The sequence below is a fragment of the Clostridium estertheticum genome, assembly GCF_026650985.1.
Taxonomy (GTDB): domain Bacteria; phylum Bacillota; class Clostridia; order Clostridiales; family Clostridiaceae; genus Clostridium_AD; species Clostridium_AD estertheticum_C.
This window is the reverse complement of sequence record NZ_CP086239.1, coordinates 2,463,352-2,483,845: the sequence shown is the minus strand read 5'-3', so window position 1 is coordinate 2,483,845 and position 20,494 is coordinate 2,463,352. Positions and strand designations below refer to the sequence as shown.

The following is a 20,494-nucleotide window of genomic DNA, read 5'->3' as shown; positions in this document are numbered from 1 at the left end:
TGGGGATATGGAAAAAGAGGCTTTGTTTTATGAAAAAGCAGCAGGTTATATAAATTGTAAACTTTGCCCTCATAACTGCTTTATTATCGATGGTGCATTTGGAAAATGTAATGTGCGGGTAAATCACGAGGGAAAACTTTACACAACAAATTACGGAGAAATAACTTCTATGGCACAAGATCCTATAGAAAAAAAGCCATTGTATCACTTTAAACCGGGTACCAATATCTTATCAGTTGGGAGTTTTGGATGCAATTTTAGTTGTGGATTTTGTCAAAATCATAGAATATCACAAGGGAGTCCAAGAAGTGAATATTTACCTCCAGAAAAATTGGTTGAAGTTTGCAAAGGACTTGAAGACAATATTGGAGTGGCATTTACATATAATGAACCTTCCATCTGGTATGAATATGTATACCAGTCATCAAAGCTATTAAAAGAGAACATTAAAGACATAAATATAGTGTTAGTAACAAATGGATATATAAATGAAGAACCTATAAAGAAACTTCTTCCTTATGTGGATGCTATGAATATAGATTTAAAATCATTTAACAACGATTATTATAGAGGAACATGTGGAGGGAACATTTCACCAGTACTTAATACTATAAGGAGGGCATCGAAAGAATGTCATGTAGAGGTAACTACACTTCTGGTAAATGGTGAAAATGATTCTGAATTTGAGGTTAAGGAAATTGCAAGTTTTATAGCTTCATTAAATAAAGACATTCCACTTCATTTATCAAGATACTTTCCTAGCTATAAAATGGGGAAGCCGGCAACAAACATTGAAGTAATGATTGAAGATAGAAAGATAGCAAAACAATATCTAAATTATGTTTATATGGGTAATGTTACTAATATGGATAACTCAACATACTGTCCAAAGTGTGGTCATAAAATTATAGTAAGAGAAGGATATCATATTAATGTTAACATTTGTAATGATTTATGCCCAAAGTGTGGTTTTAAAATAAATATTGTGTGCTAAGTCCATAGTATATAGATGATTATTAGTTATATCATCATAATAGTTAATATTGGATGAATATTGTTAATGTTTTAACGTAATATATATAATATGTGTTATAATGAGAATATAAATAAGTTTAAGGGGGAACGAAATGGATAAAATTAAACAAAATGAGATAATGAGTGAATTTGGTATACCTTGTCCTCTTCAAGATGAGTCGGATGAGAAATATGCATATAGAATGATAGAGGAAACTTGTACTTTTTTAAAAAAATATGCGCAGCTTGCTGGTAAAAAAGGATATGTATGTAATCTAACAGGTGGGGTAGACAGTTTTGTTACTAGTATGCTTATCAAAAAATCTGGGCTTGAGCTAATCAATTTATCTCTTCCTTTTGGAATTAATCCAGATATAGCGGAATTAGAAATTGAGAAGCATGTAATACAACCTGATGTATTTAGAACTTATGATATAACAGGACCTGTAAATGAATCTCTTGATCTTCTCCATAATTTGCCTTCTTCAAAAGTAGATATAGGGAATACAAAATCTAGAATAAGAATGACAGTTATATATAGAATAGCTGAAGTTTATGATGTTTTAGTTGCAGGTTGCACAAATGTTGCTGAATTAACTCTAGGAATGGTAACTAAGTTTGGTGATGATGCTGCAGATGTAAAACCACTTGCTGGGATAACAAAAGGTATAATTTATGAAATGGCTAAGATATTTAATGCTCCTAAATCTATAATTGATAAGGTATCTACAAGCGGTATGTGGGATAATAAATCAAATTTAGAAGAAGTAACAGAATTAAATCATCAAGTTTGTATGTATTTAAGAGGTGAAGAAATTTCTAATGAATATGAGGCAAAGATATTGAAGTTATACAATGTATCTAAACACAAAAGGCATTTACCTGTTTCAACAAAAGATACTTGGTGGGTAGAATAAATTTAAAAAACAAATGCATCTATTATTTAGATGCATTTGTTTTTTTTATATTCTTAATTTATTTTACTCGTAGAACAAAAACATGAGGTGTAAGTCTACCACTTTCAATTTTTATTTCTTTAAGTAATTCAAGTTGATCATTATCTAATAAAATTTCCCTAAATAATTCCTTTTCTATTGTGTACACAAATGCCATTCCGTTTGATTTAACTAGCTTCGGAATCTTAGCTATAAATGCATTATATAGGTCTGCATACTTGTTATGGGTGGTAGATTTATTATCAAAAGGCATATTTGTTATAATCTCATCATATAGAGTATAAGGAATAAATTCTAATGTATCATCAGCTATAAGTTCTATGTCTACATCAGCTAATTTAGAATTTATTGTTGCAGCTGTTATAGCGGTTCTAAATATATCAATTCCTGTTAAAGACTCGAATTGTTCTAACTTAGATCTTTCTATAAGCATTGTCCCTGCGCCGCAAAATGGATCTATAACTTTAGCATTAGGTTCTAGCCATTGCTGTATAGATTTTATTACAATAGCTGCAGTTACTGGATTTATAGATGTTGCTAGGTCATTTTTTCTATAATCAAATCTATCATCTTTAAAGGAATATAACTTAATATATACATTACAAAGATTATCTTTTTCAAGTATTCGAATTTCAACTTCATATGAGGAAGGGCTATTTCTTAAATTTCCAGAGGAGATTTCATCTAACTCTCTAGATAAATTTTTTACGAAATCAGATCTATCTCTGTTGGAGTCCGTAGTTTTAAATTCAATTCTGTATCCAAAAGGAGAATTCGATTCATTAGCGTGACAATCATTTAAAAAGCCTACAATATCTGCATTCATAATTTCAGCTGCAATTATCTTATAATCAAACAACACGTCAGAGCAATCACCTAAAGGATATAAAAGTTCATAAAAGGTCCTGCAACTATAAATCTTATCTAAATCATTTTCACATATAAGTATACCATCATTAATAAGTCTACCTTCGATTAATTTTTCATCAAGTTCAGCTAAAGTAAGCTGATATTGATAATTCATAATTGTGAGTAACATTGGTACAGGAGTATCAAATCCTTTAAATTCATGGCGTGCGGTTGGAGATAATTTATCTATTGCTCTTGTAAGTGCTAGTTTTTCTTCATTAATATGTTTATTAGTTGTAATCAGTGAGTTATTATCTTTTGAAATTTGCTCGTTATGGACTACTTCCTCAAACATTTCCTTTAGCTTTTCTGCATCAATAGCGCTGCCACAGTTACCTATTGCAAGTACATATGAATATCTTACAAATAGCTTCTCTTCGGCGTTATAGGCATTATATAAGCCTTCTAAATATGCAGGGTCTGCGAGTTCACCGATGACACCACACACATTCTTTCGAACCTTAGGATCAGGATGTGAAAGAAATGCAATGAGCTTTTCCTTTGAATTACCAATAGTTCTTTTAAACATTCCCTTTGGTTTTTCCTTTTTTAAAATATCCCTCATAACGGATAGTAATGCCCTAGGGTCATCCTCAGTTATTATTTTTGACCATAACAGTGGAATGGCATTATTATAATCAAGAGATAGTTTGTTTATTATAGCGGATCTCTGTTTATCATCTGAAGTTTTTAAATTTTCTAATAAAATTGTAATTTTATTATTTATTTCTAACTTATCATTTATATCTATCATTTGTTTCACCTCTTATGTTTAAATTTAATAACTATAATTATAGCATAGATTTTATTTTTTTTAACAAGAAATGAGTGATTCTGTGCGTTTAATGAAGAAAATGTGATATAGTATTGTTTTAGTGACTAGATGTTAAAAAAATCAAATATACTTAGGAGGATTTATTATGAATGAAACTTTGAAAAATATAAGAAATAGAAGAAGTACGAGAGCATTTTTACCAGAACAAATTAATGGTGCACACTTAACAGAGATAATAGATGCAGGCATTTATGCACCAAGTGCTAATAATCAGCAACCATGGCATTTTACCGTAATACAAAGAAAAGACATTATCGACAGATTAAGTGATGCTTTTAAAGAGATTGCAAAAGACTCTGATAATGAGTATATTAGAAGATTTTCTGATAATGAAAAGTTTCATGTATTTTATAATGCACCAACGGTAGTATTGGTATCTGGTGACATAAATAATCAATCTGCTTCAGTTGATTGTGGCGTTGCTACTGAGAATATGCTAATAGCTGCAGAATCATTAGAAATTGGTTCTTGTTGGGTTGGACTTATTGCTATTCTATTAAACAGTGAAAAAGGTAAGGCCTTCATTAAAGAACTTGAAATTCCAGAAGGATTTAAACAAATACATGCATTTTGCCTAGGGTATAAAAAAATTGAAGTAACTAATGCACCGAAAAGAAAAGAAAATAATGTAAATTATATAAAATAATAGTATGATTTACTTAGTAAAACTAATAGATATAAATTTATCTATTAGTTTTATAAAAAAAGTGTTTACAAATACATAAAACTAATATATACTAAAGAAGTTGTCTAACATGCTTCATTAGCTCAGCTGGTTAGAGCACCTGACTCTTAATCAGGGGGTCCAGGGTTCAATTCCCTGATGGAGCACCATAATATATGCAGATATCTCAAACGTTGAGATATCTGCATTTTTTCGATTTATTATGTATATAATATAATAAGAAAATGGAGGATTACTAATGAGAGGAAATATAAAGTAAACATACAGTTGTAACTTGATATCTAAATAAATAAAAAGGTGGTAGATTATGGGCTATAGCGTTACTATGGATAATCATAAAGAACATTTTAATATTCAGCTAACGAATACAAAGGGTTGTACTTATTGTAAAGAGGGCAAACAGTTATTAGATACAACAGGGGATAATAGTTGGTATATTGATGATAGTAAAAATGAAATTCGCTTGGACAAAGAAGATATATCAGTTCAAACAATTAAGATTTATTATTGTCCTATGTGTGGTAGAAAGTTAACTTAGTTATTAAGTTGAAAAATATGATTTTATGTTTTTTTGAATACTATTTCAAAAATACCAACATATAGTACAATAGTATGTTAATATCAGTTATAGAATAAAATATAAATGATAAAGGGGGAAAATTATGATTCCGTACACATTATTAATTATAGCAGCTATAGTAATAGTAGTACTAATTTTAATTATTTATGCAATAGGGGCTACAAGCATAGGATCAGATGAAGTAGGTATTGTAGAGAAATGGTGGAGTTCAGGTGGTTCAGTGCCAGCTGATGGCCTTATAGCACTTAAAGGAGAAGCAGGTTACCAACCAGAAGTACTAAGGGCTGGTATTCATTTCAAAACACCTTTCAAGTATAAGGTTAAAAAGGTGAGGCTTGTAACTATACCACAAGGACAAATAGCTTATGTATTTTCAAGGTCTGGAGAAAGTTTAGGAGAGGGTCAAACTTTAGGTAAGGTTATACCACAAAGCAAGTCATTCCAGGACGTTGTAGGATTTTTAAATAATGGTGGACAAAAAGGACCACAAAGGCAAATTCTTCGTGAGGGTACTTATGCATTTAACTTAGCACAATTTATTATAATTACGAAGGATAAAGTACATTCAATATTTACTTCAAAAGCTGAAACAGCTCAAATAGAGACAATGAGAAGTGACTTAGCTAAGGATAGTGGGTTTAATCCTGTAATTATATCAAGTTCAAAAGTTTCTGAGTCATATACTCAGCAGGATGATGGTAGTGAAATAGAAAATACCTTTAATAAAAACACAGCTAAAAGGTCAACTAACCGTGATACTATAGGTATTGTAACTATTAATGAGGGTCCAACACCTGACAATGGAGCAATTATAGCACCTATTGTTGGTGATGGTATAAATAACGAGTTCTATCACAACAATTTTCAAGAACCAGAGAAATTTTTAGCTGCAGATGGTAGAAAAGGTAAACAAATGCAAGTACTTACTGATGGAGTTTATTTCATTAATAGGATGTTTGCAACTGTTGATATAGTACCTAAAAGCATAATAGATATTGGATATGTAGGGGTAGTGGTAAGCTACTTTGGGGATAAAGGTGAAGATGTTTCTGGGAAAGGATATTCTCATGGAGAGCTTGTAGAACAAGGGAAAAAGGGTATTTGGAGAGATTCTATGATGCCAGGAAAGTATGCATTTAATACTTATGCTGGTAAAGTGGTTCCAGTTCCTACTACCAATGTAATACTTAAGTGGATTAGTGGCCAAACTGGTGTGCATAAGTTAGATGATAATTTAAAAGAAATTAGTTTGATAACTAAAGATGCTTTTGAGCCTAATTTACCACTAACCGTAGTATTTAACATTGATTATAGAAAAGCATCATCAGTTATACAAAGGTTTGGGGATATTAAAATGCTTATTGAACAATCCCTTGATCCAATGGTAGCTGGGTATTTTAAGAATATAGGACAAACAAAAACTCTTATAGAACTTGTTCAAGATAGAAGTCAGATTCAACAACAAGCAGCAGATGAAATGACGGGTAAATTTAAACTATATGATTTAGAACTACAAGAAGTATTAATTGGAACACCAGCTGCTTCTTCTAGTGATACAAGAATTGAAAAAATTCTTGCACAGTTAAGAGATAGACAAGTAGCTATGGAAGAAATTAAGACAAATGAAGCTAAACAAAAATCTGCTGAAAAGCAAAGAGAACTAAATGAAGCAGAGGCAAAAGCAATGGCGCAGTCAGCTCTTACACAATCAAGTATTGATATAGAAGTTGCTGATAATAAGGGTAAATCTGAATTAAGACTCGCAGAACAGTTAGCACTTAAAACTCAGAAACTTGCAGAAGCCGACAAATACAAGAGAACTCAAGAAGCAGATGCTGAGAGATACACAAGGGAAGCACAAGCTGCAGCCCAGGCAAAGACTATTGAACTTACCGCTGAGGCTAATGCGAAACAAGTAGAGCTTCAAGCAAAAGCAGAATCATTTAAACTTGAAACAGTTGGAAATGCAACAGCATTAAATATTAAAGCAGTTGCGGATGCTACTGCTGAGCAAGAAACAAAGGTAGGAATTGCAAAGGGAGCTGCGGCTAAGGCTTTAGTTGAGGCATATGGTGGCCCTGATTTACAAGTTAGGCAAAGTGTCATGATAGCATTTGCAGAGGCGTTAAAGATAAGTAAGTCACCACTAGTGCCACAAACTATAATAATGGGTGGAGCTGATGGAAAAACACCTAACGCAATGGAAGGTATAATGAGTATGGTACTTGCAAATATGGCAAGTGAAAAAGGTTCAATAATACCAAAAAGTATTGAGAACATTGACGTTAAAGAGGGAATCAAAACACAAAGTAAATAGTATACAAAAAAAATCCAGTAGAATAATATAAATTATTCTACTGGATTTTTTCATTATAAATACAATTATAATGATAGTTAACCCAGTTAATATACATATATAATCATATATATGTTATTATATATATAACAGCATAATTTAATCACATATTTTATAGAATTTGAAGATATAAATAATAATAGTTTTTATCTAGTAATGGAGGCAGAGAAATGGAATCAAAAAACAAACACAATACCTACAATTCTTTATTCAACTGGCGTAGTCTTAGATTAAAGCTCGTGTTTGAAGGAATAGGAGTAGGTATTATTACAGGTTTATTAATTGTACTGTATCGTTATACACTTGAAAAAGCAGGAATTTTTGTAACTTATGTTTATAAAACTATATCTATAAACCCAGTACTTATTTTGCCATGGATTTGTGCTTTAATACTTATAGGATATATTGTAGGACTAATGGTTAAACATGAACCCATGATTACTGGAAGTGGAATCCCTCAAGTGGAAGGAGTTTTACTTAGAAAACTTGATATGACCTGGTGGAGAGTTATAATTGGTAAATTTTTTGGAGGAGTTCTTTCAATAGGATCAGGTCTTTCTTTAGGAAGGGAAGGACCATCGGTTCAATTAGGTGCAGCCGTTGGTCAAGGCTTTAGTAAGGTCTTTAAAAGAATAAAGATTGAAGAAAAATATCTCATGACAAGTGGAGCTAGTGCAGGACTGTCAGCTGCATTTAATGCACCACTCGCTGGAGCATTGTTTGCATTAGAAGAGGTTCATAAAAACTTTTCACCTTTAATTTTACTGTCTGCATTATCTGCGGCATTATCAGCTGATTTTGTAGCAAGTAGCTTTTTGGGCCTAAAACCGATTTTCGTAATTAAAAATCTATCTATATTGCCACTTAAATTTTATTTTTATTTGATTATACTAGGTGTTATTGTTGGGGTTTTAGGGGTTTTATTTAATAAAATTCTTTTGAAAACCCAGGATATATATGTAGCTCAAACGTGGCTCCCAAAAGAAATGAGAATGGTAGTACCATTATTAATTTCAGTTATACTTGGAATTTTATTACCACAAGCATTAGGGGGAGGTCACGAACTAATAACCTCACTATTTACAGGAAACCCATCTTTAGCAATTTTAGTAATTCTAGTTTTTGTAAAATTCTTATTCACTATGCTAAGTTTTGGATCGGGTGCACCAGGAGGAATCTTTCTTCCACTTCTTGCTATTGGAGCCTTAATAGGAAATGTTTATGGGATAACACTTGTACATTTTGCACATTTTAATAGTATGTATATCAATAACTTTATAATACTTGCAATGGCAGGATATTTCACAGCTGTAGTTAGAGCGCCTATAACTGGAATTATTCTACTTACTGAAATGACAGGTTCTTTTAGTCAATTACTTTCTTTATCTGTTGTATCTATTGTTGCATATATTGTGGCTGATATTTTGGCATCAAAGCCTATTTATGAATCGTTACTTGAAAAATTTCTACATAATCAAGGAGAAAAGATATCCTTCGGTAATAAGAAAAACAAGGCTATACTAGAGTTTGTTGTTTGTATGGGGTCAGATTTAGATGGAAAACGAATTAAAGATGTCATATGGCCGTCTCATTGCTTATTAGTAACAGTTAAGCGAGGAGAACATGAGATACTTCCAAAAGGATCTACCGTTATTTTTCCAGGCGATTATTTGATTGTACTCACCAATGAGGATAGAGTTGCTAAAATGAATGATGCGCTTACAATAATGACGGCAAGCTGTGAGGTATTAAAATAAGGATTTTAAGGAGAAGTTATTATGGATAAAACACTAATTTCTATAGATGAAATAACATCAAGGGTTAAAGATTTAATTAAAAATAATGAAGGACCTTTTAGTGTAGTTACATGTGATATTGATAATCTAAACAATATTAATAAAATTCATGGAAATGATATAGGAGATGAAGTAATTAGTAAAGTTATTTCTATATTTAGTAATAATTTATCTGATACAGATTTAATAAATAGAAGTGGTGACGAATTTACTTTGTTACTTGTAAAAAAAGGTGCAGAGAGAAGCTTTATGGACTTAGAAGAAATAAGAAGATATTTATCAGATAATACCTTCGATTTAAAAAGTTTAACTAAAACAGAAAATATTAATATTACTCTAAGCTTTGGAGTTGCTAGTTATCCACGTGATTCTAAAAATGTTATAGATCTTCTTAGGGTTGCGGATAGCGGTCTTTTCAGAGCTAAAAAAGAGGGGAGAAACAGAATTTGTTTATCAGAGGCAGAAAGCATGGTACTGAAATCAAGTTATTTTACAAAGACCCAACTTGATAGGTTATCAGAACTTTCTAAGTCAAATGATAAAACCGAAGCATTTCTTTTAAGAGAAGCATTGGATGGCTTATTTAAAAAATATAACAAATAAACTTTTTTTCTAAGGAGGGAAACTCTTATTTGAGTTTCCTATTTTTGTTTTTGATCTTTAAAAGAAATTAAAAAATTTATCAGTATATACTCTTATAGGATATAAAATACAAAAAAAAATAATTGTGATTGTTGTAATATTGCGAAAATTATTATAAAATGTAGTTGAGATAAAATAATAATGTGCCTAGGGGGAAGAATGATGAGTTCACAAATTGATTTTAGTAAATTAGATAATATACTCCAAAATCATGAAAATAAACCTAGTAATATTATTGCAATATTACAAGACACGCAGGAAATATATAGGTATTTACCTAAAGAGGTATTTGCATATTTTTCAGAAAAGCTTGGAATGAGTATGGCCAAAATATATGGTGTGGCAACTTTTTATGATAACTTCTCTTTAGAACCAAAAGGTACGTATGTTATAAAAATATGTGATGGCACAGCATGTCATGTAAGAAAGTCTGTTCCTATTTTAGACAAAATGCGAGCAGAGCTAGGATTGTCAGAAAAGAAGACTACAACGGATGATTTGAGGTTTACAGTGGAAACGGTTTCTTGTCTTGGCGCTTGTGGGCTTGCACCTGCTATAACTATTAATGATAAAGTACATGGTGCTATGACTCCACAAAAAGCAATGGAACTTTTAAACGCACTTAAGGAGGAAAAATAATATGCTTCTTAGTAGAAATGATTTAATTAGTATCAGAAATGAATATGCTGATAGTTTTAATAGGCAACATAAAAAAATCCTTATATGTGCAGGTACTGGTTGTATTGCAGGTGGTGCACTTGAAATTTATGATGAATTTGTAAAGCTTATGAAGGATAAAGGGATAGATTGTGAGTTAGGTCTCCAAAAGGAACCACATGACGAATCAGTTGGAATTAAAAAGAGTGGATGTCATGGATTTTGCGAAATGGGACCGCTTGTAAGGATTGAGCCATGGGGATATTTATATATAAAAGTAAAACGAGAGGATTGCGCCGAAATACTCGAAAAAACTATTCTTAACAATGAGTGTGTTGAGAGGCTTGCATACACTAAAAACGGGAAAATATATAAAAAGCAAGAGGAAATTCCTTTTTATAAGAGTCAAACAAGACTAGCACTTGAACATTGTGGACATATTGATGCAACTTCTATAGAAGAATATCTTGCTATAGGAGGATATACAGCACTTGAGAAAGCTTTATTTGATATGGATGAAGAAAGTATCATTAAAGAAATAGAAGAATCTAATTTAAGAGGACGTGGAGGCGGCGGATTTCCTACAGGCCGTAAGTGGTCACAGGTGAAAAAACAGAAAACCGATATAAAATATATTGTATGTAATGGTGATGAGGGTGATCCAGGCGCGTTTATGGATAGAAGTCTTATGGAGGGAGATCCACATAGAGTACTTGAAGGTATGATGATTGCGGCTATCGCGTGTGGGTCTCATGAAGGATATATTTATGTACGGGCTGAGTATCCTCTTGCTGTAAATAGACTTAAAAATGCTATTAGTCAAGCAAGAAGTTATGGTATCTTAGGTGATAATATTCTTGGTACAAGCTTTAGTTTTGATATTAAAATAAACAAAGGGGCAGGTGCTTTCGTTTGTGGTGAGGGTAGTGCACTTACGGCTTCAATTGAAGGAAAAAGAGGAATGCCAAGAGTAAAACCACCAAGAACAGTTGAGCAAGGACTTTTTGCTAAACCAACAGTACTTAATAATGTAGAAACATTTGCTAATGTTCCTTTAATTATTAATAAAGGTGCAAGATGGTATAAATCTATAGGACCTGAAAACAGTCCTGGTACAAAGGCTTTTGCTTTAACTGGAAACATAGAAAACACAGGACTTATTGAAGTTCCAATGGGATCGACGTTAAGAGAAATAATATTTGGAATAGGTGGAGGAATTAAGGGTGGCAAGAAATTTAAGGCTGTCCAGATAGGTGGCCCATCAGGGGGATGCCTTATAACGTCAGATCTCGATTTAAGGCTTGATTTTGATTCATTAAAAAAAGTTGGGGCAATGATAGGCTCAGGTGGACTTGTGGTTATGGATGAGGATACATGCATGGTTGAGGTTGCAAAATTTTTTATGACATTCACTCAAAATGAATCTTGTGGAAAATGTATTCCTTGCCGTGAGGGTACTAAAAGAATGCTTGAAGTTCTTCAGGGAATTACTTCGGGCAAGGGCAAACCATCAGATATCGACATGTTACTCGAACTTGCAGATACCATATCACAAACAGCATTATGTGGTCTTGGAAAAACAGCTGCATTACCAGTTGTTAGTACTATTAAAAATTTTAGATCTGAGTATGAAACACACATAAATCAAAAGAAATGTCCATCAAAAACTTGTGTTGGGCTTAAGACTATATTTATTGATAAAGAACTTTGCAGGGGTTGCTCGAAGTGCTCAAGGATTTGCCCAGTTAATGCGATTTCAGGCAAAATAAAGTCAACATATACAATTGACAAAGATAAGTGCATTAAGTGTGGTGCCTGTGTTGAAGCTTGCACATTTAAAGCTATAAAGGAGGATTAAGATAATGACTGGTCAATTTATGCTTATAGACGATATTCCTGTAGAGATAAATGGAGAAAAAAACATTCTTGAGTTAGTTAGGAAAGCAGGCATTGATTTGCCCACCTTATGTTATTATTCAGAGCTTTCAGTGTATGGTGCCTGTCGTATGTGCATGGTAGAAAACAAATGGGGAGGAATGGAAGCGGCCTGCTCTACTCCCCCAAAGGCTAATATGGAGATTTATACAAATACACCGAAGCTCCGTAAATATAAAAAAATGATACTTGAATTACTATTAGCTGCGCATTGTAGGGATTGTACTACATGTGAGAAAAGCGGTCAGTGCAAATTGCAAGAACTTGCTAAACAGTTTGGAATAACAAAAGTAAGATTCAGTAACACTTCTGTGAAGAGCAAAATAGATGACTCTTCAGTATGCATAGTGCGCGATAAAAGTAAGTGTATTTTATGTGGTGATTGTGTACGTATGTGTGAGGAAGTGCAAAATGTTGGAGCTATTGATTTTGTTAATAGAGGTTCGAAAATGACTGTAGGAACGGCTTTTGATGTACCACTTGCCGATACCAATTGCGTTGGGTGCGGACAGTGCGCAGCAGTGTGTCCTACTGGCGCAATTATTGTGAAAAATGATACGCAAAGGCTTTGGAAAGATATTAGTGATATAGAAACATTAGTCGTGGTTCAGATTGCACCTGCAGTACGTGTAGGAATTAGTGAGGAATTAGGCATAAAAAATGATGCAAATGTTATGGGCAAAATTGTAAGCAGTCTTAGGAAAATGGGCGTTGATGAAGTTTTTGACACGTCGACAGGAGCTGATCTTACAGTACTTGAGGAGACAAAAGAATTCATTTCAAGAATTCAGAATGATGAAAAATTACCATTATTTACATCGTGCTGTCCTGCTTGGGTAAATTATGTTGAAAATAATTACCCTAGTTTAATTAAAAATATTTCTACATGTCGTTCACCTATGCAGATGTTTGCATCTGTAATTAAAGAGCAATATAAGGAATCTAATAAAAGAATTGTCCATGTGGCAATAATGCCTTGCACAGCAAAAAAATTTGAATCACAAAGAGATGAATTTATAGAGAATGGGGCTAATAATGTAGATTATGTAATAACTACGCAAGAGCTTATTAAAATGATAAAAGAGTCAGGTATTGTTTTTTCTGAGGTATTGCCTGAAGCAGTTGATATGCCATTTGGTGTCAGTAGTGGAGCTGGTGTTATATTTGGAGTAACAGGTGGGGTAACTGAGGCTGTTATACGCCGCGTAATAGAGGATAAATCACCTTCTGCATTACGTGCTATTGCTTTCGCTAGAGTAAGGGGGATGGAGGGAGTTAAAGAAACAAGTATTACAGTTGGTGGACGTTTAATAAATGTAGCTGTTGTAAGTGGACTTAAAAATGCTGATGAACTTGTGAAAAAAATACAGGCAGGCGAGGCTCAATATGATTTTGTTGAAGTTATGGCGTGTCCTGGCGGATGTATTGGTGGTGCAGGACAACCATTTGTAAAATCAAAGGGAAAATTAAAACGTGGTGCTTTATTATATGAAGCAGACAGAATGAATGTTATAAGGCGATCAGAGGAAAATCCTCTGATGGATACATTGTATAAAGGTTTGTTAAAAGATAAGGTTCACAAGTTATTACATGTAGAATACAAATAAAAAACAAATCCATCAGAATAGATAATGTTCTGGTGGATTTGTTTTATAACCACTTCATGAGGAAAGAATAAATTGTACTTTAGATCCAACTAAGCGATAAAGTTTTGTATTGAAAGAAAAGCCTTAATGTCTATTTTCTTATCAGAATCAATTAAAATTTTAGCTTCTGCCTTGGATAAAAGTATAACCTCAATATCTTCATCAGGTTCTAGATAATCTTTGGAGACTTTACCTTGGCAAGTACAATACACGAGTGCAGCGGATTCATCTGTCATACCGGTTGAAATGTAAGCCTGTGATTTTGTCTTAGAATAATCAATTTGGATCAAATCAAGTCCGGTTTCTTCCTTTAGTTCTCGAGCAACAGTAGTTTTAAAATCCTCACCAGGATCAATAAGCCCAGCAGGAATTTCATAAACATAATCATTAAGAGGGACTCTAAATTGTTTTATAATTACTAACTTATTTTCAAGGGTGTGAGTTGCTATTATTATTACGGCATCTATAGCGCACTCTGCTTTATTAAAATAGATATTTTTTAATGTATCTATGTTTTTTCTAGAAGCTATTGACCAATTTTTGCATTCCCCGTTTTTGTTAATATATTCTGCATCGTAGAGTTTTAAATATTGTGTATCTGCTAGTGTTGTAATATTTTTCATACTCATTATTTCATATCCTATCATATTTTATTTTATGAATAAGTATCTATATAAAAAAGATTCAAAAGTGACTTCTTAGATTTTATTAATGTTAAGTTCTTATTTATATGTATACATAAATTAATAGTAGCACTTTAAAATGGAAATAACAATGGAACAAAAATGAGAAATGATGCTATAAAAGTGAAATTGTTTATTTAATGGTTTTAATAATTAATAGAAAATAAAATGGAGATTTGTTATAATATTTACGGAAAATAAAATTATAATGAATAATATAAAAGTATATATAAAAGTTATGGAGGTAAAATAATATGTTTTATTTTGTTGGAGATGTAGAAGAAAATGTAATGAATGTAAATAACATTTACGAGGTGCCATTTTTAGAGGAAGCTATATATAATATGTCATTAGAAAAAATGATTAATGAATATGAAAACATAAAAAAGTGGTTCATGATTAATAAGATGGCTAATAATTTTAAAAGCAAGGGTGTTGCCGGGGAAGAATTGGAGTTTTTTCTTATAGATTATATACCTTATGCAGAGATTGATTATACTCATGATGTTCTAAATAATAGAATCAAACAAAAAATGGGGTTACAATTTAAAGAATATGAGTACTTATTAAAATTAAAATTAAGTGGGACATGCTCTAGAATTTTGTTCAATATTAAGGTGGAAAATATTTTAAAAGAATGGAGTTAGATTAAAGAATTTATATTTGCAATCAATACAAATTGTTGAATATTATTACATATAAAAAAATAAATAAAAAATATGCTAATATCCTACTGATGTAGTTAGTATATTTTTTATTTATCTTATGAAGCATAGGTAAATAATACCACTCACCTTGCTAAATGTGGTATTATTAGTTTTATAAGGCTTTCAATTACTTTGATTTCTTTTTCTGAACATTTATCAATTAATGAATGTAACGCATCATTATTAGCATTGACATTTAACTGTTCAAAAATTAAGTAATCTATCGAAACATGTAAACATTCAGTAATGTTTATTAATGTGTTAATGCTCATTCGTCTTTCTCCTCTTTCAATTTGCCCTAGAAAGTATGGTGAAAGGTTTAAGAGCTCCGATAATTTTTCCCTTGTCATATCAAACTTTTCTCGTTCAATCCTTATTCTAGTTCCAACTTTTACATAATTAATTTCATTTTGCACATTATTCACCCTTCATAATTCTACAAATTACTTAATAATTTAACATTACATGAAAACCTACAATATATAAATAAGCACACTGCCTACAAATTATGTTTTATGTTATTATGAATTATTGTTAATAAGAAACTAATTAAATGTACTTTCATCTATAATAATATGTGTAAAAAAAATGTTATTATTCTAAAATATTTAATTATAAGAATAAAGTTTATTTTAAAGTATACGATAATAAACATATAGAAAAAATTTATTTAAAATGGGTGATAGTCATGGCATTATCTTCAGATATTATTTTTAATAACATGTTGAACCAATATAAATTACAAACAAAAACAAAAACAAATACTAATAATATAAGTTCGGATACAAGCACAAGTAGTGTTAATCAGGAAATAGAAAATCAGAAAATCATGTTTCAGACAATGCTTATTCAAATGATGGATAGTTCGGGAACTTCGATGATGACACAACTAATGTCTAGTGCTATATCAAATCAAAATTCTTATAGCGTAAATGATTCATTAAATTCACTGAGTGATTTTAATGCTAAAATGAGAGATGCCTCCAAATCATTATCAAATGATTCTAATTCTAATGGATTGGGGTTTACATCGGCTAAATATGAATCTAATCTTAATCCAGCAGCAATAAGCAATACATTAGGTGATTATGGCGGAAAATCTTATGGAGCATGGCAATTTTCATCGAAGACTGGTTCTTTAGATTCATTTATAAGTTCACTAAAAATAAAAGATAAAGAAATTTATTCAAGGTTAACAGAAGCAAAAGCCAAAGATGGTAATGAATTTGGGAAAAACTTTGATGAAACGTGGACAAGTATTGCATTATCTAATAAAGATAAATTTTTAAAATTGCAGCAAAACAGTATAAAAGGAAATTATTACGATGTAGCAGCATCAGAATTAAAGCAAAAGTATGGTTTTGATATAAGCAAGAAAAGTGATGCTTTAAAAGAAAGTCTACTGTCTACAGTGGTTCAACATGGTGTTACAGGTACTTTATCAGTGTTCTCAAAACTTAATTTGAAAAATAGTGATAAGAATATTATAAATGATTTATATAACGAGCGCCAAAAGGTTGATGTTTATTTTAGAGATAGTTCACAAGCTGTAAAGCAAAGTGTATACAATAGATTTACAAGAGAAAAGCAGGATATGCTAAATATGTTAAATGCATAATTTACTTAATAAGTTTTGAGTGAGTAAAAATATAAGGAAATCTAGTAGATGTTAAGATCTGCTAGATTTTTTTGTTCTATAAAATTATTCGAAAAAATATCTATAAAAACAAATCAAAAAAACCTATCAATATCAATAATATAGTATATATACTAATTATTGTCTCGAATATAAAAATACAAATAAAACATACTATTTATAACATTAGAATCGTTTTATTAAGATTTTATATTGAGGGGGAACAAAATGAGAATAAAAAAATTTACGAAAAAAATATCTATATTGCTTGCAACAGCATTATTTATCAATATATTTAGTAATGTTCTAGGGATACATGGCGCTCGATTTGCACAAGTCATGCCAGGAGCACAAACCGCATTAGGAGCACAAATTGTACAAGATGCACTGGGGCCACAGTTAAAGATTGGTAATACTAAGCCTATTATTAGTGAGAAGAGAGAAATCGAAGTTGGTGATAATATATCGGGTTTTATTCTTGAATCTAAAAAATGGCTTTCAGATATACAGTCTACTTCTATGACATTTAAGCATAATAAAAGTGGAGCTAAATTAATTTATTTACAAAATGAAGATGAAAATAAGGTATTCTCCATAAGCTTTAGAACACCAGTTAATGATAATACTGGCGTTAATCACATTATTGAACATTCGGTTTTATGTGGTTCAAAGGATTATCCCGTTAAAGATCCATTTTTAATTATGACTAAGCAATCACTAAGTACATTTTTAAATGCTTTTACAGGTCCGGATTTTACAATGTATCCAGTAGCTAGTAAGAATGAAAAAGATTTTAATAATTTAATGAGTGTATATCTAGATGCAGTGTTTTCTCCTAATATAACTAGGGATCCTAAAATACTTAAACAAGAAGGATGGCATTATGAGGTTAATAGCAAGACTGGTGATCTAAATTATAATGGAATTGTATATAATGAGATGAAAGGTAATTATTCTTCACCACAGGTATTATTATCAAATACTATTAATCAATCGCTTTTTAATCATAATTCATACAAATTTGAATCAGGTGGTAATCCGGATAATATACCTGATTTAACTTATGAAAAATTTATAAAGACTTATAAAAAATATTATGTTCCATCAAACAGCTCTATATATTTATATGGAAAATTAGATATTTATAATTCATTAAAATTTATGAATGATAAGTATCTTAGTAAAGCAAAAAAGGTAAATGTAGATAGTGAAATTAAATTAGAAAATAAATATGAAAAAAAAGTTGAAAAAACAGCATTATATCCAGTAGCGAAGAGTGCAAGTACATCAAATATGACTTATTTATCAGCTAACTATGTGATTGACAAAACCCCGAGTGCACAGGATATCTTAGGATTTCAAATACTGCAAGAAATACTTTTAAATACTAAATCATCCTCTCTTAGGAAAACACTGCACGATAACGGCATTGGAGCAAATGTTTATGCAAGTTTTAATCCATCAACACTGCAACCAACTTTCAGTATAATTGCCACTAATGCAAATGAATCACAAAAGTATCAATTTAAAAATTTAGTGGATGATGCATTAAAGCAAGTTGTGAAAGATGGTTTTGATAAAGAAACTGTAAATTCGGTATTAAGTGCTTTAGAATTAAGTTTGCGCACTCAAAATTCAGATGCAAATAGAGGAATGAATTACATGTTAACTGCTTTAAATTCCTGGAATTATGATATTAATCCAACAGAGTATTTGGAAATTACACCTTCTCTAAAAAAAATAAAAGCCCAATTATCAGATAAGTATTTTGAAAAACTAGTACAAAAATATTTATTAGATAATGAACATAATTCATTGGTTGTGTTAAAGCCATCAAATGGATTAAATGAGATCAAAGAAGAAGCGCTAAAGAAGAAGTTAGCTGCCTACAAAAAATCACTATCACAAACTCAATTGACATCAATTAAAAAAGATACAGATGAATTAAAAAAGTGGCAGGGGACAGCGGATTCAAAAGAAAATTTATCAAAACTACCAACGCTGACCCGCAGAGATATAAAACTAAAAGAAGAAGAAATTCCAACAATAGAAAAAATAGAGCAAGGTACAAAAGTATTAAGCCATCCAATGTTTACTAATGGCATAACTTATTATAATTTATATTTTGATAGCTCAAATGTGCCTCAAAATAAGGTGTTATATTTAAAATTACTCGCTAGTATTTTAGGAAATGTTAATACGCAAAAATATAATCCTATGCAGATATCAAATAGAATGATGAAGTATACTGGTGGCATGGTCTTTAATTCAACAGCATTTAAGAGTAATACTAATAGTAATGAATATGTCCCCAAAATTAGTATTTGTGCAAACTCGCTTAATAGTACATTACCAGAAGCTTTGGATCTATTAGGTGAGATAATGAATCATAGTGTGTTTAATGATAAGTTACGCATGAAAGCTTTAATTAAAACATTGAGAGTAAATTATGAGTCGATGTTTGTTAATCAAGGGAACACTTTGGCAATAAACCGTACATTGTCTTATTTATCTAATAGTGGTAAATATAAAGATTTGAATAGTATTCCATATTATGATCTTATTTGTGATTTAGATGATAACTATGAATCAAGGTTTGATGAAATGGTAACAAATTTAAGTGAAGTTAGTAATATTGTATTTAATAAGAAAGGATTAGTTGTAAGTTACACAGGAGACGAGAAGAATTATGAAAAATTCATTTATAATTTTAATAAATTTAAAGAAACAATTAATGATAAGAAATTTACTAAGCAAATCTACAAATTCGATTTTTCAAGTAAAAATGAAGCCTTTGTAATTCCGTCTCAAGTTCAATATGTGGTTAAGGCTGGAAATTTTACAAAGTCAGGGTATACCTATAATGGACATATGAAGGTTCTTGAAAATATTTTAAATAGTGATTATTTATGGAAGGAACTTAGAGTAAAAGGTGGCGCTTATGGTGGTTCCATGAATTTCACGAAAGATGAGGTATTGTTTTATTCTTATCGTGACCCAAACTTAAAGGAGACATTAGATACCTTTGATGGGGTAGTAAAATTTTTAAAAGAATTTAGTGCAGATGATAAGGAAATGACTAATTATATAATAGGAACTATAGGAAATATGGATTATTTGAAAGGTCCTTATGCTAAAGGCATATTAGGTGATAATATGTATTTCTCAGGGACTACTCAAAAGGATATTCAAAAAATACGTGATGAGGTTTTAGCAACGACGGCCAGCGATATAAGAGATTTAGCTGGTCTTCTAGATGTAGTAATAAAACAGAATTTACATTGCGTTGTAGGAAGTGAAACTAAAATAAATAGTAACAAAAACATATTTGATAAAATCATAGTTCCTATTAAAAAACCTAAGTAGTCCTTTAGAAAAGAACATATAATGAAATTTTATGTTCTTTTCGAATTTATGTTATAATTAGAGGATTATAAAATTTATTTAGGGAGAAAAT

Annotated in this window: 16 protein-coding genes and 1 tRNA gene; 14 read left to right on the top strand and 3 right to left on the bottom strand. The window is 31.1% G+C overall.

The features are described from left to right. Window positions 1–7: 7 nt before the first annotated feature. Window positions 8–994, top strand: a complete 987-nt coding sequence (gene amrS / locus LL038_RS11920; RefSeq protein ID WP_216120332.1) for an AmmeMemoRadiSam system radical SAM enzyme — start codon at window positions 8–10, stop codon at window positions 992–994. Between the two features lie 133 nt (window positions 995–1,127). After that, window positions 1,128–1,931 (top strand): NAD(+) synthase, encoded by an 804-nt coding sequence (gene nadE, locus LL038_RS11915; protein ID WP_216120334.1) that lies wholly within the window; start codon window positions 1,128–1,130, stop codon window positions 1,929–1,931. 58 nt (window positions 1,932–1,989) lie between these two features. Here nadE and LL038_RS11910 read toward each other — a convergent pair whose 3' ends face one another. Further along, a complete protein-coding gene (locus tag LL038_RS11910) occupies window positions 1,990–3,633 on the bottom strand; it encodes a methyltransferase (protein ID WP_216120336.1) in 1,644 nt (547 codons plus the stop codon). 166 nt (window positions 3,634–3,799) lie between these two features. Here LL038_RS11910 and LL038_RS11905 point away from each other — a divergent pair, with 166 nt between their 5' ends. From LL038_RS11905 to LL038_RS11865, 9 genes are all read left to right on the top strand, one after another. After that, the gene (locus LL038_RS11905; protein ID WP_216120338.1) at window positions 3,800–4,360 is read left to right on the top strand and encodes a nitroreductase family protein; all 561 of its coding nucleotides are present in this window, start codon (window positions 3,800–3,802) and stop codon (window positions 4,358–4,360) included. Between the two features lie 111 nt (window positions 4,361–4,471). Continuing rightward, window positions 4,472–4,548: transfer RNA gene (locus LL038_RS11900), tRNA-Lys, on the top strand. 158 nt (window positions 4,549–4,706) lie between these two features. After that, on the top strand, window positions 4,707–4,937 hold the full coding sequence (locus tag LL038_RS11895; RefSeq protein WP_216120340.1) for a hypothetical protein: 231 nt from the start codon (window positions 4,707–4,709) through the stop codon (window positions 4,935–4,937). A gap of 124 nt (window positions 4,938–5,061) precedes the next feature. Beyond that, a complete protein-coding gene (locus LL038_RS11890; RefSeq protein WP_216120342.1) occupies window positions 5,062–7,296 on the top strand; it encodes an SPFH domain-containing protein in 2,235 nt (744 codons plus the stop codon). A 209-nt stretch (window positions 7,297–7,505) separates the two neighbouring features. After that, window positions 7,506–9,092, top strand: coding sequence for a H(+)/Cl(-) exchange transporter ClcA (gene clcA, locus LL038_RS11885; RefSeq protein ID WP_216120344.1), 1,587 nt, complete (start codon window positions 7,506–7,508; stop codon window positions 9,090–9,092). Window positions 9,093–9,113: 21 nt separating this feature from the next. Further along, on the top strand, window positions 9,114–9,734 hold the full coding sequence (locus LL038_RS11880) for a GGDEF domain-containing protein (RefSeq protein ID WP_216120346.1): 621 nt from the start codon (window positions 9,114–9,116) through the stop codon (window positions 9,732–9,734). A gap of 201 nt (window positions 9,735–9,935) precedes the next feature. Further along, window positions 9,936–10,412, top strand: coding sequence for a complex I 24 kDa subunit family protein (locus LL038_RS11875; protein ID WP_216120543.1), 477 nt, complete (start codon window positions 9,936–9,938; stop codon window positions 10,410–10,412). Between the two features lies 1 nt (window position 10,413). Then, entirely contained in the window at window positions 10,414–12,288 is a 1,875-nt protein-coding gene (gene nuoF / locus LL038_RS11870; protein ID WP_216120348.1) for an NADH-quinone oxidoreductase subunit NuoF, read from the top strand. Between the two features lie 4 nt (window positions 12,289–12,292). After that, window positions 12,293–13,972, top strand: a complete 1,680-nt coding sequence (locus LL038_RS11865) for a [FeFe] hydrogenase, group A (RefSeq protein ID WP_216120350.1) — start codon at window positions 12,293–12,295, stop codon at window positions 13,970–13,972. 89 nt (window positions 13,973–14,061) lie between these two features. Here the strand turns inward: LL038_RS11865 and LL038_RS11860 are convergent, their stop codons facing one another. After that, window positions 14,062–14,640: an NUDIX hydrolase gene (locus LL038_RS11860; protein WP_216120352.1), complete on the bottom strand. Its 579-nt coding sequence runs from the start codon at window positions 14,638–14,640 to the stop codon at window positions 14,062–14,064. Window positions 14,641–14,948: 308 nt separating this feature from the next. Between LL038_RS11860 and LL038_RS11855 the strand changes: the two genes are divergently transcribed. Further along, the gene (locus LL038_RS11855; RefSeq protein WP_216120354.1) at window positions 14,949–15,341 is read left to right on the top strand and encodes a hypothetical protein; all 393 of its coding nucleotides are present in this window, start codon (window positions 14,949–14,951) and stop codon (window positions 15,339–15,341) included. A 143-nt stretch (window positions 15,342–15,484) separates the two neighbouring features. Here the strand turns inward: LL038_RS11855 and LL038_RS11850 are convergent, their stop codons facing one another. After that, window positions 15,485–15,817 carry a helix-turn-helix domain-containing protein gene (locus LL038_RS11850; protein ID WP_268056063.1) on the bottom strand — a complete coding sequence of 111 codons (333 nt, stop codon included), beginning with the start codon at window positions 15,815–15,817 and terminating at the stop codon, window positions 15,485–15,487. A 272-nt stretch (window positions 15,818–16,089) separates the two neighbouring features. On the opposite strand from LL038_RS11850, the gene LL038_RS11845 reads away from it, so the two are divergent. Both LL038_RS11845 and LL038_RS11840 read left to right on the top strand, forming a co-directional pair. Continuing rightward, complete coding sequence (locus LL038_RS11845) at window positions 16,090–17,019, top strand: vgrg protein (RefSeq protein WP_216120356.1); 930 nt, start codon at window positions 16,090–16,092, stop codon at window positions 17,017–17,019. 246 nt (window positions 17,020–17,265) lie between these two features. Continuing rightward, the gene (locus LL038_RS11840) at window positions 17,266–20,403 is read left to right on the top strand and encodes an insulinase family protein (protein WP_216120358.1); all 3,138 of its coding nucleotides are present in this window, start codon (window positions 17,266–17,268) and stop codon (window positions 20,401–20,403) included. Window positions 20,404–20,494 lie beyond the last annotated feature (91 nt).

Bases quoted from the DNA above. Each gene is read 5' to 3' on its own strand.
- amrS (WP_216120332.1), top strand. From the start codon at position 8: ATGGAAAAAGAGGCTTTGTTTTATGAAAAAGCAGCAGGTTATATAAAT.
- nadE (WP_216120334.1), top strand. From the start codon at position 1,128: ATGGATAAAATTAAACAAAATGAGATAATGAGTGAATTTGGTATACCT.
- LL038_RS11910 (WP_216120336.1), bottom strand. From the start codon at position 3,633: ATGATAGATATAAATGATAAGTTAGAAATAAATAATAAAATTACAATT.
- LL038_RS11905 (WP_216120338.1), top strand. From the start codon at position 3,800: ATGAATGAAACTTTGAAAAATATAAGAAATAGAAGAAGTACGAGAGCA.
- LL038_RS11895 (WP_216120340.1), top strand. From the start codon at position 4,707: ATGGGCTATAGCGTTACTATGGATAATCATAAAGAACATTTTAATATT.
- LL038_RS11890 (WP_216120342.1), top strand. From the start codon at position 5,062: ATGATTCCGTACACATTATTAATTATAGCAGCTATAGTAATAGTAGTA.
- clcA (WP_216120344.1), top strand. From the start codon at position 7,506: ATGGAATCAAAAAACAAACACAATACCTACAATTCTTTATTCAACTGG.
- LL038_RS11880 (WP_216120346.1), top strand. From the start codon at position 9,114: ATGGATAAAACACTAATTTCTATAGATGAAATAACATCAAGGGTTAAA.
- LL038_RS11875 (WP_216120543.1), top strand. From the start codon at position 9,936: ATGAGTTCACAAATTGATTTTAGTAAATTAGATAATATACTCCAAAAT.
- nuoF (WP_216120348.1), top strand. From the start codon at position 10,414: ATGCTTCTTAGTAGAAATGATTTAATTAGTATCAGAAATGAATATGCT.
- LL038_RS11865 (WP_216120350.1), top strand. From the start codon at position 12,293: ATGACTGGTCAATTTATGCTTATAGACGATATTCCTGTAGAGATAAAT.
- LL038_RS11860 (WP_216120352.1), bottom strand. From the start codon at position 14,640: ATGAGTATGAAAAATATTACAACACTAGCAGATACACAATATTTAAAA.
- LL038_RS11855 (WP_216120354.1), top strand. From the start codon at position 14,949: ATGTTTTATTTTGTTGGAGATGTAGAAGAAAATGTAATGAATGTAAAT.
- LL038_RS11845 (WP_216120356.1), top strand. From the start codon at position 16,090: ATGGCATTATCTTCAGATATTATTTTTAATAACATGTTGAACCAATAT.
- LL038_RS11840 (WP_216120358.1), top strand. From the start codon at position 17,266: ATGAGAATAAAAAAATTTACGAAAAAAATATCTATATTGCTTGCAACA.